This window comes from Acidaminococcales bacterium (assembly GCA_031290885.1).
Taxonomy (GTDB): Bacteria; Bacillota; Negativicutes; order Acidaminococcales; family JAISLQ01; genus JAISLQ01.
In genome coordinates this window covers 1-14,321 of record JAISLQ010000049.1, presented here as the reverse complement: position 1 = coordinate 14,321, position 14,321 = coordinate 1, and the positions used below count along the sequence as shown (strand labels likewise).

Genomic DNA, 14,321 nt, shown 5'->3' with positions numbered 1-14,321 from the left:
TCCTATTCTTCACTCCCCCCCCCCCCCGCCGGGGGGGGGGGGGGGGGGCGCGCCCCCCCCGGAAAACGGACGCGAAAAAACATTGACAAATATTATAAATTGGCATAGAATATCCTTGCTGTTAATTCAATCGCTTTTGCCGCGGTAGCTCAGTCGGTAGAGCAGAGGACTGAAAATCCTCGTGTCGGCAGTTCGATTCTGCCCTGCGGCACCATATCCATTTAAAGAGAGTGCGGAAATAGCTCAGTGGTAGAGCATCGCCTTGCCAAGGCGGGGGTCGCGAGTTCGAATCTCGTTTTCCGCTCCAATTTTTATTTGCCGCGTTTGCCGGAACTTGCTTTAGCGGCACATTGCGAACCAAGAAGAAGCCGGGAAGCGGCGCAAAGAGATTTGTTCGGGATCGAAAAGCGATTTTGGTTATGTTTCAGCTTGCTTCGCGCAAGCGTTTTTAAGAGGATTGTTCTCTTGTTTTGGCTTTTGGCGCGCGTTTATGCGCTGGCTCACCTCTTCGGCAGGTGGCAGTTTAGCGGGAGGTTCGCGCCCGCTTTAGCGACGAAAGCCCGTTCGGCCAATAAAACCTGTCTGTCCGACAGGGCGGCATAGCCAAGCGGTAAGGCAGAGGTCTGCAAAACCTCTATTCCCCGGTTCGAGTCCGGGTGCCGCCTCCATTATTTTTATATATGCCGGGGTGGCGGAACTGGCAGACGCAAGGGACTTAAAATCCCTCGGGGCGAGAGCCCCGTACCGGTTCGATTCCGGTCCTCGGCACCATAGGGTTCGTTATTTGCGCCGCGAAGGTTCCCCCTTGCCGGGAATTGCGCGGCGATATTGTTGGGAAAGCGCGCGTTTCGTTGCGCGGCGGAGCGGTTATGGCTGACGGGTTCGCCTTTTTGGGCATAAAAGATGAAATATTGCGCCTTCTGCCGGGCGCCGGCTTAAAAAAGCCCATGCCGGTGCAAGAGGCGGCTATCCCGCCGATCCTGAAAGGCCGGGATGTTTTGGTCAAAGCGCGTACCGGCACGGGCAAGACCATGGCTTACCTTATTCCCGCCTTGCATAAGGCCGATGGGAAAAAACCTTACCCGCAGGCGCTGGTCGTAACTCCTACCCGGGAACTGGCGGTGCAGGTAGCGGGGGAAGCAAAGAAACTCGCCGGCGGCATGGATCTGAAAGTGTTAAACATATTGGGCGGGCAGGATTTTTACGATCAAAAAGACAAACTGGGCAAAGCGCCGCATATCCTCGTCGGCACTCCCGGCCGGCTGCTCGATCATTTAAGGAAACGTTCGGCCGCTTTGGGCGGCGTGAGCTTTTTTGTTTTGGACGAAGTGGACGAGATGCTGCAAAGAGGTTTCCTCGAAGATATAGAACAGTTGTCTTTATTTGTGGGTGCGAAGCGGCAGACGGTAGTCTGTTCCGCCACTTTGCCGCCAGCGGCGGCCGACTTGGCGAAAAAAATAATGAAAGCGCCCGTTTTGGTGGATATTGACGCGGACAGGCTGGACACGGTAAACATTGGGCACTGGATAATGAAGGTCAGCGCCGACAAGAAAAAATGGGCTTTGGCGGAGCTTTTGCGTCATTCCAATCCCTACCTTGCCATAGTTTTTTGCGGCGCGCGGGAAAGCGCGTCGGACATCGGCGAATGGCTGGGGGCGGAAGGGTTTTCCTGCGGCGTTTTGCGGGGCGACCTGTCCCAGACAAAGCGGCTCAAGATATTGCGCGATTTTCGCCGGGCGCGCATCCAGTTATTGGTGGCCACCGATTTGGCCGCCCGTGGGCTGGACGTGGAAGGGGTCAGCCATGTGATCAATTATGATCTGCCGCCCGACCGCCAGCAGTACGTGCACCGGGCGGGTCGCACGGGGCGGGCCGGCGCTTTTGGAATGGCCGTAACCATTTATACGCCGGAAGAGCTAAGAAAAATAGACGCGCTGGAAAAAAAGCTCGGCTTTAAATTCCGCGCGCGCAATCCGGCCGGCGACGAAATAACGCGCGCCCCGGCGAAAAAAAAACCTGTGGGCGGCAAAAAGCCGGTCAAACCTCCGGGCAAAAAATATGGCGCGCGCCGCTGACGCTTCACTTATATTTTTGGGGTTGCCGCGCGGCTTTTTCCGCGGTCTTTTTCTTTTTGTGTGTTATAATTATTGTAAAGCGCAGACAGTTGCCGCCGCAAACAACGCGCGGCGGCCTGTTGCGAAATAACGAACGCGGCGGCAATATCGCGCAAAAGAGGTATTGAGCATGGACGAAGTAAGGGTGCGCTTTGCGCCCAGCCCGACCGGCTATCTGCATATAGGCGGCGCCCGGACGGCGCTTTTTAATTGGCTGTTTGCCCGAAAATACGGCGGCCGCTTTGTTTTGCGGATAGAGGACACGGATATGGAGCGACTGAAAGAAGACTCGGCCGGCCAGATACTGAGCAGCCTTAAATGGCTTGGGCTGGACTGGGATGAGGGACCCGAACGGGAAGGGTCTTGCGGGCCTTATTGGCAATCGCGGCGGCGGGAGGTTTATCAAAAAAGCGTTGATTGGCTGCTGGAAAATAAAAAGGCCTATCCGTGTTTTTGCACGGCGGCGGAACTGGATGCGGAAAGGGATCGCCAAAAGGCCGCCGGCAAGCCTTTCCGCTATTTGGGCGCCTGCCGGCGCCTCAGCGGGGAAGCCGTGCGGGAGAAGCTGGCTGCGGGGCTTAGGCCGGCGATCCGCCTTAAGGTGCCGGCGGAGGGCGAGGTAGCGGTTGACGACGTCATACACGGCCGAGTGGTTTTCCGGCTTGACCAGCTTGACGACTTTATCATTTTCAAGTCAAACGGTATGCCGACTTACAACTTCGCATGTGCCGTCGACGACGGCGCGATGAAAATCAGCCACGTCCTGCGCGCGGAAGAACATCTTTCCAACACGCCCAAGCAAATGCTGCTCTACGGCGCTTTGGGCGTTACGCCGCCCATATTCGCCCACATGCCGATGATTCTCGCGCCTGATCGGAGCAAGCTCAGCAAAAGGCACGGGGCGACTTCCGTGGAAGAATTCCGCGGGCAGGGGTACCTGCCGGAAGCTATCGTCAATTATCTTGCCCTTTTGGGCTGGTCGCCGGGGGACGGACAGGAGTATTTCACGCCGGAGGAGGCGATAGGCCGGTTTGAGCTTGACAAAATGTCGAAAAAAGCTGCCGTGTACGATGTGAAAAAATTGACCTGGATGAACGGCCAATATCTTTCAACTCTGCCGGCGGAAAGAGTGCTGGCGGAAGCAATGCCCTTTTTGCGCGCGGCGGCGGGTACGGGGGAGGAAGCCTTGCCTGGCGGCAAAGAATATTTGCTTAAACTTGTCGATATAGTGCGGGTGCGGGTCAAGACGCTGACGGAGCTGGCGGAGGCGGCTCGCTGTTTCCTTTGCGCTTTGGACGGTTACGACCAAAAGGGCGTGGAAAAATATTTCAGCCCGCAAGCGGCCGAATATTTAAAATTGTGCGGCGAGGCCGTGGCGAAAGCGGAGATGTTCGACGTGGCCGCCCTGGAGGGCATATATAGCGGCCTTGCCGCGCAAATGGGCGTGAAACTGGCAGAATTGATACATCCGAGCAGGCTGGCCCTGACCGGGCGGACGGTAAGCCCCGGCCTTTTCGATGTAATGGTTCTTTTGGGGCGCGAGTTAACCATAAAAAGGCTGAAGGCCGCCGTTTGTTACATCAGAGGCTGTGCAGGCGCGCCATAATAAGGACGGCTTGAATTTGGCTGAAGAAAAATTTCTGCGCGGAGCCATGATCTTGACCGCGGCCGGGCTTTTGGTCAAAATCGCCGGTTCGGTCAACCGCATACTTTTGTCGCGGTTTTTAGGCGGCGAGGGGATAGGCCTTTACCAGATGGCGTATCCGGTCTATCTTTTGCTTTCGGCCCTGTCGTCGGCCGGCATCCCCGTGGCCATCTCCATTGTCATGGCCGGCCGGTTGGCGGTGGGGGACAGGGCGGGGGCGCAAAAAGCCTTTAAAATATCTTTGGCCGCCATGCTGTGCGCCGGTTTGTTCTTTTCCTTTGTATTATATTGGAGCGCGGGCTGGTTGGTCGGGCAGCATATAATAAGGGACGCGAGAGCTTATTACGCCCTTGTGGCGCTGACGCCGGCGGTTTTTTTTGCGACGGCGCTGGCGAGCATGCGCGGATATTTTCAAGGGTTCCAGCAAATGTTGCCAACGGCGGTTTCGCAGATCGCCGAACAGATCCTGCGCGTGGCCGCAATGCTTTTCCTCGCCTGGCGGCTGTTTGAATACGGCCTTGAATACGCGGCGGCCGGCGCGGCTTTCGGTGCTGTGCCCGGAACGGCGGGCGGGCTGCTGGTTCTATTGTTCTTTTATTGGCGCCGCGGCGGCCATCCGCCGCCTTTGGCGAAAGAAACGCCGCCGGCCTGGCCGTTGGCCAAACAATTGGCTAAACTGGCCTTGCCGGTTTCTTTGGCCAATATAATGATTCCTTTAGTGGCAAGCGTCGATGCCTTGATCGTGCCGGCGCGCCTTGAGGCCGCCGGCTTTGCGGTGAGGGAGGCCACGGCGTTGTTTGGCTATTTGGCCGGGATGGCTTTGCCGCTGGTCATGATGGCGGCCATTCCGACGACATCCTTGGCGACAAGCCTTGTCCCGGCTGTTTCGGAGTCCTACGCGCTCAAGGATGCCGCCGCTTTGCGCAATATTACGAATTTGGCGGCGCGTTTGGCTTGCGTCATTACCGTCCCCTGCTTTTTGGGCCTGGCCGTATTGTCCGAACCCGTTTCCCGGCTTTTGTACGGTACGCCCGAGGCGTCCCTTTGCATAAGGATAATGTCCGCCGCCATTTTCTTTTTGGGCTTGCAGCAGGTAACGGCCGCCGTACTGCAAGGAATGGGGCGCGCCGGCGCGCCTATGGGCAACATGCTGGCCAGCGCGCTGGTGAAAGTCGGCCTGACGTGGTCGCTTGCCGCCCTGCCCGCCTGGGGGATTGCCGGAGCCGCCTGGGCCAGCGTCGTTGATTTTGCTTTGTCGGCGCTTTTGAATTTGTTCTTTTTGTACAAATACACGGGCTTTCTGTACCCGGTGAAGGCCGCCGCCCGCGTTTTTGCCGCTGCCGGCCTTATGGTCGTTTGCGCGCGCGAGGTTTATCGGCTGGTGTTTTGGGCGACGGGGGCCGACGGGCTTGCCACTGTTTCGGCGATTTTCGCGGGGGCGTTCGCCTATTTGCCGCTCCTGCCGCTTACGGGCTGCGTAACGCGGGCGGAGGCGGCCGGGCTGCCAGTGCTGGGGCGCTGGATAATTAAAATTTTCGCGGTGAGGGATAAATTATGGAAAAACAGGGAAAATTGACCGTCGCCGGCTTGGGGCCGGGCGCGGCCGGATATCTTTCCATGGAAACCATCAGCGCCATGAGGCGGGCGGACGAGGTAATCCTGCGCACCGCACGGCATCCGGCAGTTGAAGGGCTGGGCGAGTATGGCATAGCTTACTCTTGCCTTGACGATTGTTATCGCGAAGAAAATTTTACCAAAGTATATGAGCGGATGGCGGAAATATGCCTTGAAAAAGCGCGGGGCGCCAACGTGCTTTACGCCGTGCCGGGCAGCCCCCTGGTGGCGGAACGTTCGGTCTCCCTTCTGCGCTCCTTGGCGCGGCGGGAAAATATTGAAATTACCGTTTTGCCGGCCATAAGTTTTCTTGACGTCGCCTTCGGCCAGTTGAATATCGACCCGGCGGACGGCCTGGCGATCGCGGACGCGTTGTCGCCCGGCGAGTTCAGCCGCGCGGGCGACCTGCCGCTGATTGTAACGCAGATTTATGATAAGCGGGCGGCCTCGGAGGTAAAATTGGCGCTGATGCAGACCCGCCCCGATGAATTCCCGGTAATATTTTTGCGGCGGCTGGGTTTGCCGGAACAGGAAATGCTGACAATACCGCTATTTGAATTGGACAGGATGAAAAACATCGATCACCTGACGTCCCTTTATGTGCCGCGGCGGCCGCCGGGGCAGATGGATGTTTCCCCCCTGGCGGAAATTATGGCCGGGCTGCGTTCGCCCGGCGGCTGTCCTTGGGACATGGAGCAGGATCACAAGTCCCTGCGGCAGTATCTGATCGAAGAAACCTATGAAGTGCTGGAGGCGATCGATAAAGAAGATTACGCCGGACTTTGCGGCGAATTGGGCGATCTGCTCTTGCAGGTTGTTTTTCACGCGCGCCTTGCCGAAGAAAAAGGGTTTTTCAAAATGCAGGACGTAGTGGACGAAGTCGTGGCGAAAATGCGCAGGCGGCATCCGCACGTTTTTGGTGCCATACAGGTTGATGGCGCCCAGGAGGTCATCAAAAACTGGGAAGCGATCAAGAAAAAAGAGTACAAGGAACGAAAATCCGTCCTGGATGGCGTTCCCGAAGGCTTGCCGGCGCTTATGGCCGCCTGCAAGCTTCAGGACAAAGCCGGGCGGGTGGGGTTTGACTGGCCGGAAACAGCGGGCGTATGGGACAAGGTGCATGAGGAGATAGGCGAGTTGCGCAAGGCCCAAGCCGCCGGCCGGGCGGATATGATGGAGTGGGAATTGGGCGATGTGCTTTTCGCTTTGGCCAATCTCGCGCGGCATATCGGCTGCAATCCTGAAATTGCCCTTTGCGCCGCGAACGGTCGTTTTAAAAACAGGTTTTGCCATGTCGAAGCTTGCGTAAAGCAGAGCGGGAAAAGTTGGGGCGACTTCACTTTGGAACAATTGGACGTGTTTTGGCGGCAGGCAAAAAATAAAAATAGCCAAGGAAAAATTTTTTAGCAGGATAAAACAGTATATATAGCGAATTAGCAACTTTGTGCAAGGATAAAAAGGCATTATAATTTGGCGTTATGAAAATTCTTTAGGAGGAATTAGGAATGAACAAAGCGGAACTTATTGCGAGCGTAGCCGAGAAGACGGGATTTAGCAAGAAGGATGCGGAAAAAGCTTTGAATGCAATGCTTGACAGCATCAAAAATGAGGTTGCCGGCAAAAACAAAGTGCAGATCATCGGCTTCGGCACTTTTGAGGCGCGGGAACGCGGCGCCCGCATAGGGAAAAACCCCCGGACAAAAGAGGAAATAAACATCTCCGCGTCGACGGTTCCTGTGTTTAAGGCCGGCAAGGGCTTTAAAGAGCTTACCAATAAATAGTCCATTCCGAACTTGCGCAAAGCTGCCGTCCGCAATCCGTGAATTCAAGCCGTCCGCCCGGCCTGTGGGCCGCGCGGGTAAAGTGCCCTTGATATCAGCCTGACTTGCTTCATTCGGAATTTGTTTTACAGGAAGTGTATGTCATGAAAACAAAAGTTTTGATTGTGGATGATGAAGAAAATATCAGGGAACTGGTCAAATTTCACATTGAAAAGGAAGGTTATCTGACTATTGAGGCAAGTGACGGCGCAGAAGCTTTGAATAAAGTTAAAACAGAAAATCCCGACTTGATAATTCTGGATTTAATGTTGCCTGGCATTGACGGCCTGGAAGTTTGCCGGCAACTGAAGGCAAACAAACAGACTTCGGGCATTCCGATTATTATGCTGACGGCCAAACAGGAGGAAATCGACATGGTTCTCGGTTTGGAACTGGGGGCGGATGATTACATTACCAAGCCTTTCAGCCCGCGGGCGCTGTTCGCGAGGGTAAAAGCCGTATTGCGGCGTTCAAGCAAAAACCTCGGTTTTGCCAGCGAATTGACGGTCGGCAATTTGCAGATGAATTTTGACCGACATGACGTAATGCTCAACGGAACAAAATTATATTTGACACCGAAGGAATTTGACCTTTTGAAATTTTTTATCACAAATACCGGCAAAATGTTCAGCCGAGAGCAATTGCTGGAGAAGGTCTGGGGCTACGATTATTACGGGGACACGCGGACGGTCGACGTGCATGTGCGGCATTTGCGCGCCAAACTGGAAGCCGATGAGAAAATAGTCAGCGCGATTGAAACCGTGCGCAAGGTTGGCTACCGATTTATTGGCCTTTCCTGAACGCCGGGGGCGCTTCCGGCAAATGGCGGCCGGGCGCCTCGCGCCAAGGACGCGTCTATGCCTAAACAAAGTTGGCTGTTCGGAGATGGCGGACGCCAAGCGGCACGCAAACCGTGCCGGCGGACGGACGTTTTGCAATGCGCGGGGTTGGCAGATTTACCGACTGCTGCCGCATCAAGGCGTGTTGGCGCTATTTTGCGGCAGCCCTATGGGGGCGGCCCGTTGCGTTTTGTTGAAAAATCTTGTCTTGAACGGGACTTCGCGTTGCGGGCAGCAAAGCTTGCGCGGCGTGAAGCCCCGTTCAACAAAAGAAACCCCTGACTATGTCCGGCTGTTGTCGGCGCCTGTTGACTCTATCCGAAAAGTTTAGATTTTGAGCGAATTTTTCGTCAGGCGCGGCGCAAAGCGCAGGCGAACCAGTAGGTCAAGCGAGGCTTTGGAGCAAAGCATGGCGGAAAATTCGCCCCAAGCTGGGCGTTGAACGGCAGTGTTTACAGGCTCTGAATATTTTGGCCTATGTTTTATCCGCCGCCTTTTGCCGGAGAAGGCGGCTTGTTGTTTTGCGAGCGGCGGCAATGTTAAACCGGGCGCTGCGTTATTGGCGCAACAAGGGGGATTGTTGTCCTGGACGTTAAAAAAATTGAAGTCGGCGACCTGCATTTGTTTTACGGCGCAAGCCACGCCCTTAAAGGCATTTCGCTGCAAGTGGGGAAAAACACGGCCGTCGCCTTGATCGGACCTTCCGGCTGCGGCAAATCTACCTTTCTCAAAACCCTCAACCGTATGAATGACTTGATCGAAAATGTCAGGATAAGCGGCAATATATTGATCGATGGGCAGGATATTTATCACCCTAACGTTGACGTGGCCGGTTTGCGCAAACGCGTTGGGATGGTATTTCAGCGGCCAAACCCTTTTCCCATGAGCATATACGACAATGTCGCCTACGGCCCTAGGATACATGGCAACCCTCGGCGCGCGGAACTTGACGTTATTGTGGAAAAAAGCCTGATGGGGGCAGCCTTGTGGGAAGAAGTCAAAGACCGCCTGTCGGCGCCGGCTATGGGGCTGTCCGGCGGGCAGCAGCAAAGGTTGTGCATAGCCCGGCTGCTGGCGGTGGAACCGGATGTCCTTTTGATGGACGAACCCTGCTCGGCGCTGGACCCGATATCCACCCTCAGGGTGGAAGAATTGATTTATGAACTGAAAACAAAATACACAATTGTGATAGTAACGCACAACATGCAGCAGGCCGCCCGCGTATCGGATTTTACGGCTTTCTTTTTGGACGGGAAAATGATCGAATGTCAAATGACCAAGGCGATATTCATACAGCCGAGCGATAAACGCACGGAGGACTATATCAGCGGGAGGTTTGGGTAAATGACGAGAAAAAACTTTACCAACGACCTTAAAGGCTTGCAGAACGACCTGCTGGCGATGGGCGCTTTGGTGGACGGCGCCCTGCGGGACGCTTTGAGCGCGCTGGAGGGGCATGACGTTCAATTGGCAGAAAAAATAATTGAAAATGACGATATGATCGATGAGATGCAAATAGCGATTGAGGACAAATGCCTGATGCTCATCGCCCTCCAGCAACCTTTGGCCACCGACTTGCGTATTCTCGGCACGGCGCTGAAAATAACAATAGATCTTGAGCGGATGGGCGATCACGCGAAAAACATTTCCGAAGTGACCATTGAAATAGGCAGGCGGCCTTTGCCCAACCCCTTGGAAGATATAGCGTCCATGACGGAAAAAGTTCGCGCTATGTTAAAAGACGCCTTGCGCGCCCACCTTGAAATGGATATCGGCCTGGCGGAATCCGTGCTGCGGGCGGACGGCGAGGTGGACGCACTGTGCGAATCGCTGCTAAGGGAACTTTTGACTTGCATGGCCGCCGATTCGTCCACGATTGGCCAGGCCAGCCAGTTTTTGTATATTGCCCGCTGCCTTGAGCGTGCCGGCGACCATGCCAGCAATATAGCGGAGTGCGTGGTATTTTTGGCGACCGGGCGGAGAATAAAATGACGTGCGCCGGCGGCGCTTTCCAAAACGGCGAAAATAATTGCGCCTTGGCCGCAAGGCGCAGCTTTGGCGGCAGGGCCGCCGTGGCGCGTTTGCGTGCGCGCAGGGGGAGGCTTTGGACGGAGTGGGCTTTGAGGGCAAGAAAAACTGGTTTTTTTTCGCGGCGGCGTTGGTTTTAATGCTTCTTTTGCCGACGGGATGCGGCGGAGCGCGCAATCAGACGGTAAAAGTCAGCGCTTCCGGTTCTTCGGCTCTCCTGCCCCTGTTGAAGGCGGGGCAGGAAGATTTCCAAAATATGCATGAAAACATTACCGTCAGCCTTTCCGCCGGCGGCTCTTTTACCGGGCAGAACCAGGCGGCGGCGGGTTACGTCGATATAGGCAGTTCTGATGTGCAATTACAGGTTTCGTTAAGGGGCAAGGGTTTGCGCGAACATATACTGGCCGGCATACCGTTTGTCTTTATTGTCAACAGGGACGTTCCGGTAAACAGCCTTACGGCGCGGCAATACGCCGATATCTTCTCCGGCGGCGTAAGCAACTGGAAAGAAGTCGGCGGGCGCGACCGGCCGGTAACCGTCGTTGGGCGGCCGTTCAGTTCTGGTTCAAGGGCGGCGATCGCTGATTTGGTGCTGCGAAATAAAAAATTTACCGACAACCAAATCATATTTGATTCCAACGGCGCGGTAAGGGCGGCGGTGGGGACAACGCCCGGCGCGATCGGTTATATCGACGCCGCTTATGTCGACGACAGCGTGAAGGAACTGTCTTTTGACGGCGCAAAATACAGCGTTGAAAACATAATCGCCGGCAAGTATCCGATTTACGCTTCCGGGCGCCTGTACACGCGGGGCGACCCCAAAGGCGCGGTAAAAGAATTTATCGACTTTGTGCTGGGCGAAGGTTTCCAAGACAAATATGTAGAAAAAAGCGGTTTTATTCCTATAGCCAAACTTAAAAAGGCAAAGCAGGGACGCGCGCAAACGGCAAAAAACTAAAGCCGCCCAATAGCGGCACGTCTTCTGGGAAACCGTGGGCGGCGTTGAATGGCTCGCGCCGCGCGAAAAATGGACGCAGGACATTTTCATGGCTAAAAATAATTTGCTTTTAAACAAAAAACAGGCGAGCGAAGCCGGCAAACATAATTTTTACGATCGCCTGGGTGGGCGGTTGTTTGCCTTGTGCGCCGGTTTTATGGCTTTTTTGGTTTTCGCGGTGGTTTTTTTCGTTGGGCAGCAAGGAATGCGAACCTTCGCGCAAGTAAGTTTTTTTGAATTTTTCCTTTCCGCGCGCTGGAACCCTTTGGAAGGGCAATACGGCGCTTTGGCGTTTATTTCCGGCAGTATTTTCGTTACGCTTTTGGCGACGCTGATAGGGGCGCCCCTCGGGATCGCCGGCGCGGTATTTTTAACCAAGGCCGCGCCGCCCAAGCTCTACGCGGTTATGAAACCGGCGGTTGGCCTTTACATGGCGATACCATCCGTTGTTTACGGTTTTGTCGGCTTGACGGTCATAGTGCCGTTTATACGGGAATTTTTCCGTGTCCCGGCTGGGTTTGGCCTGTTCGCCGCGGCGCTCGTTTTAAGCGTGATGATTTTACCGACGATTGTGAACATTTCCGAAGACGCGATAAGATCCGTGCCGAACACCTTGGAAGAAGCGTCGCTGGCCATGGGGGCGACCTACTGGCAGACCATCTGGCGGGTAATTTTACCGGCCGCCCTGCCGGGGCTTTTGACTGCGGTTGTTTTGGGGATGGCACGCGCCATCGGCGAAACAATGGCCGTACAGATGGTCGTCGGCAACGCTCCCCAAATAGCCGATTCCTTGTTCGCTCCCGCCAGTACGCTGCCGAGCGAGATTGTGCTGGAGATGGGCAACGCCCCTTTTGATTCGGCTTGGAGCAACGGCCTGTTTTTAATGGCGTTCGTTCTTTTGCTCATATCATTTTTTATGATTGCCATAGTCAGAAAAATTGCTGGCCGGAGGGCATTTTAAGATGACGGATTTCGCCGCGCGCAACCGGAGGAACGACAAGATAGCGCTGGCGGCGCTCTGGGGCGCGGCACTGTTGATTTTTGGCCTGCTGGTTATTTTTCTGGGTTATCTCTTGTACAAAGGGCTGCCGGTACTGACGATCGCCTTTATTGTCGGCGCGTCCAAGGACAGCCAGGCCGGCGGCGGGGTGGGCGCCCAGCTTTTTAATACCCTTTACATAATAGCCCTGTCGGTGGCGGTATCTTTGCCGCTTGCCACGGGCACGGCAATTTACCTTAGCGAATACGCGAAAAACAACCTTTTGACTAGGGCGGTCAGGATATCAATAGAAAGCCTGGCTTCTGTCCCGTCAATTGTGCTGGGACTTTTCGGCATGATCATTTTTGTGAACTACTTTAAATTGGGGTTCAGCATTATCGGCGGCGCGCTTGCGTTGTCCATGCTCAACCTTCCTTTGCTGGCCAGGGTGACGGAAGAGGCTTTGCGGGCGGTGCCGCAAACGTACCGTGAGGCCAGCCTGTCTTTGGGGGCGACCAAATGGCAGACGATATGGAAATTAACGCTGCCGAGCGCATTGCCTGGCATAATGACGGGGCTTACGCTGACTTGCGGGCGGGCGGCCGGCGAAAGCGCCATATTGATTTTTACGGCCGGCACTACAGTTTCGCGGCGCATGGCGGATTTTGACCTCTTGGCTTCCGGCGAGACCTTGGCAGTACATATATGGTACGTCATGTCGGTCGGCCTTGCGCCGGATCGGTCGGCAGTCGCCAGCGGCAGCGCGGCGCTGTTGATAATAACGGCGCTTTTGCTGAACGCGGCGTTTCACCTTCTGCAAAAATTCATCAAACGGCGGGCCGGGCTGCGCTGATCAAGCGATCGCGCCGGGTTCGGTTTCGTCCTCGTAAGACGCCAGCGGTATATTCACGATAAATGTGGAGCCGACATTGAAATTGCTTTCGGCGGTTATAGTCCCGCCGAACAAATCCACGATGAATTTTACTATGGCCAGGCCAAGACCTGTGCCGCTGGTCCTTTTTCTGGCCGCCGCTTTGCCGGCGCGGTAAAACCTTTCAAAAATAAACGGCAATTGTTCGGCTTTTATGCCTACGCCCTCGTCGCTGACGGCAAATACGGCGAAGCGGCTCGTCTGGTCGTAAGTTATGGTTATGTTGCCGCCATCGTGCGAATACTTGACCGCGTTCTCCAAAAGATTGAGCAGTATCTGCTCAAGCCAATCGGCGTTGGCGAGGACCCTCCCCGGCGGCTGTTTGTAGATTATATGCACGGACAGCTTTTTTCTTGCTATCTGCTGGCGGAGGCGTTTTTTGGCCTTTTCCATGAACCCTTTGGCGCTGAAGGCGGATATTGCTATGGCCTGCCGGTATTCTCCCGAATCAAGGCGTGCAAGCTGCAGGATGTCTTTGATTATTTTTTGCATACGGACGCTTTCCTCGTGTATTATGCCCACGAATTTCCGACTCAGCGGCGGCGAGTCTATCGCCCCGTCCAAAAGGGTTTCGGAAAACCCGACGATGGAAGTCAGCGGAGTGGACAATTCATGCGAAGCGTTGGCGACAAAACTTATCTGCCGCTCATAAATCCCCAGGAGTGCCGTCACGTCGTGAAACACGCAGAGTATGTTGCTGTCCGCCGGGCGGGGGGATGACGGCATGGGGCTGATGAAAACGCGGAAAATATAATCAATCCGGTTACGGGTTATTTTAAGGTCGATGGTAGCGTCTTCCGTAGTTTTAAGGCACTCTTTGATAGTTGAGTCCAGCAGGCTGCTGCCGACGACCTCTAGATTGTGGCTGCCGATCAGGCAGGTGTTTCTGTTGTGATGAAAAACATAACGGCCGCGGTTGTTTATGGAAACTATCCGCCCGGCATTGTCGGTTACGATTATAGGGTTGTCCATGTGTTCAAGGATCAGCTGTTGGTTCTGTTTTTCGGAAGAAAGTTCTTTTATCTTGAAAGACAAGCCGCCGGCCAGCTTGTTGAGGGTGTGCGCTAAAAGAGTAAATTCATCGTAATTGCGATAATCGACCCGGTGTTCAAGATGCCCGAGCGACAATTCAGTGGCGGCTTCCGTTATTTTTTTCAGCGGACGGAGCAGGCGGCCGGCCAAATGGGAGCTGGCCAGGGTTACGGGAATGATTAAAAGTAAAAAGGCGGCCAGCATGCTCCTTAAAAAATCGCCGATGACCGTCCCGGACATGGTGTCGGGCGAGGATACCCTGAGCACTGTTTTGAAGGGCGGTTTGCCGAGAGGTATGGCGGCGAAGAAGAATTTTTCGCCG

General features: G+C 55.0%; 12 protein-coding genes and 4 tRNA genes. 15 read left to right on the top strand and 1 reads right to left on the bottom strand.

The features are described from left to right. Nucleotides 1-138: 138 nt before the first annotated feature. The 15 genes from LBO03_05925 to pstA all read left to right on the top strand — a co-directional run bounded on the left by LBO03_05925 (nucleotide 139) and on the right by pstA (nucleotide 12,889). Nucleotides 139-214 (top strand) — tRNA-Phe (locus LBO03_05925). A gap of 18 nt (nucleotides 215-232) precedes the next feature. After that, nucleotides 233-307: transfer RNA gene (locus LBO03_05920), tRNA-Gly, on the top strand. Between the two features lie 286 nt (nucleotides 308-593). Then, nucleotides 594-668 (top strand) — tRNA-Cys (locus LBO03_05915). 14 nt (nucleotides 669-682) lie between these two features. Continuing rightward, nucleotides 683-771 (top strand) — tRNA-Leu (locus tag LBO03_05910). A gap of 98 nt (nucleotides 772-869) precedes the next feature. Further along, nucleotides 870-2,075, top strand: a complete 1,206-nt coding sequence (locus tag LBO03_05905; protein MDR3349122.1) for a DEAD/DEAH box helicase — start codon at nucleotides 870-872, stop codon at nucleotides 2,073-2,075. A 169-nt stretch (nucleotides 2,076-2,244) separates the two neighbouring features. Continuing rightward, a complete protein-coding gene (gene gltX / locus LBO03_05900; GenBank protein ID MDR3349121.1) occupies nucleotides 2,245-3,720 on the top strand; it encodes a glutamate--tRNA ligase in 1,476 nt (491 codons plus the stop codon). Between the two features lie 16 nt (nucleotides 3,721-3,736). Then, entirely contained in the window at nucleotides 3,737-5,335 is a 1,599-nt protein-coding gene (locus tag LBO03_05895) for a polysaccharide biosynthesis protein (GenBank protein ID MDR3349120.1), read from the top strand. Continuing rightward, nucleotides 5,314-6,780, top strand: coding sequence for a nucleoside triphosphate pyrophosphohydrolase (gene mazG / locus LBO03_05890; GenBank protein MDR3349119.1), 1,467 nt, complete (start codon nucleotides 5,314-5,316; stop codon nucleotides 6,778-6,780). The genes LBO03_05895 and mazG overlap by 22 nt, the downstream gene beginning before the upstream one ends. A gap of 98 nt (nucleotides 6,781-6,878) precedes the next feature. Beyond that, nucleotides 6,879-7,154, top strand: a complete 276-nt coding sequence (locus LBO03_05885; protein ID MDR3349118.1) for an HU family DNA-binding protein — start codon at nucleotides 6,879-6,881, stop codon at nucleotides 7,152-7,154. A 143-nt stretch (nucleotides 7,155-7,297) separates the two neighbouring features. After that, nucleotides 7,298-7,993, top strand: coding sequence for a response regulator transcription factor (locus LBO03_05880; protein ID MDR3349117.1), 696 nt, complete (start codon nucleotides 7,298-7,300; stop codon nucleotides 7,991-7,993). Nucleotides 7,994-8,590: 597 nt separating this feature from the next. Beyond that, entirely contained in the window at nucleotides 8,591-9,376 is a 786-nt protein-coding gene (gene pstB, locus LBO03_05875) for a phosphate ABC transporter ATP-binding protein PstB (GenBank protein ID MDR3349116.1), read from the top strand. Continuing rightward, the gene (gene phoU, locus LBO03_05870) at nucleotides 9,377-10,024 is read left to right on the top strand and encodes a phosphate signaling complex protein PhoU (GenBank protein MDR3349115.1); all 648 of its coding nucleotides are present in this window, start codon (nucleotides 9,377-9,379) and stop codon (nucleotides 10,022-10,024) included. 121 nt (nucleotides 10,025-10,145) lie between these two features. Next, a complete protein-coding gene (locus LBO03_05865) occupies nucleotides 10,146-11,018 on the top strand; it encodes a phosphate ABC transporter substrate-binding protein (protein MDR3349114.1) in 873 nt (290 codons plus the stop codon). Between the two features lie 88 nt (nucleotides 11,019-11,106). Then, nucleotides 11,107-12,018: a phosphate ABC transporter permease subunit PstC gene (pstC, locus tag LBO03_05860; GenBank protein MDR3349113.1), complete on the top strand. Its 912-nt coding sequence runs from the start codon at nucleotides 11,107-11,109 to the stop codon at nucleotides 12,016-12,018. A 1-nt stretch (nucleotide 12,019) separates the two neighbouring features. Next, nucleotides 12,020-12,889 (top strand): phosphate ABC transporter permease PstA, encoded by an 870-nt coding sequence (gene pstA, locus LBO03_05855; protein MDR3349112.1) that lies wholly within the window; start codon nucleotides 12,020-12,022, stop codon nucleotides 12,887-12,889. Here pstA and LBO03_05850 read toward each other — a convergent pair. After that, on the bottom strand, nucleotides 12,890-14,321 hold a 1,432-nt coding region (locus LBO03_05850; protein ID MDR3349111.1), incomplete at its 5' end, for a cell wall metabolism sensor histidine kinase WalK. It abuts the gene before it with no gap.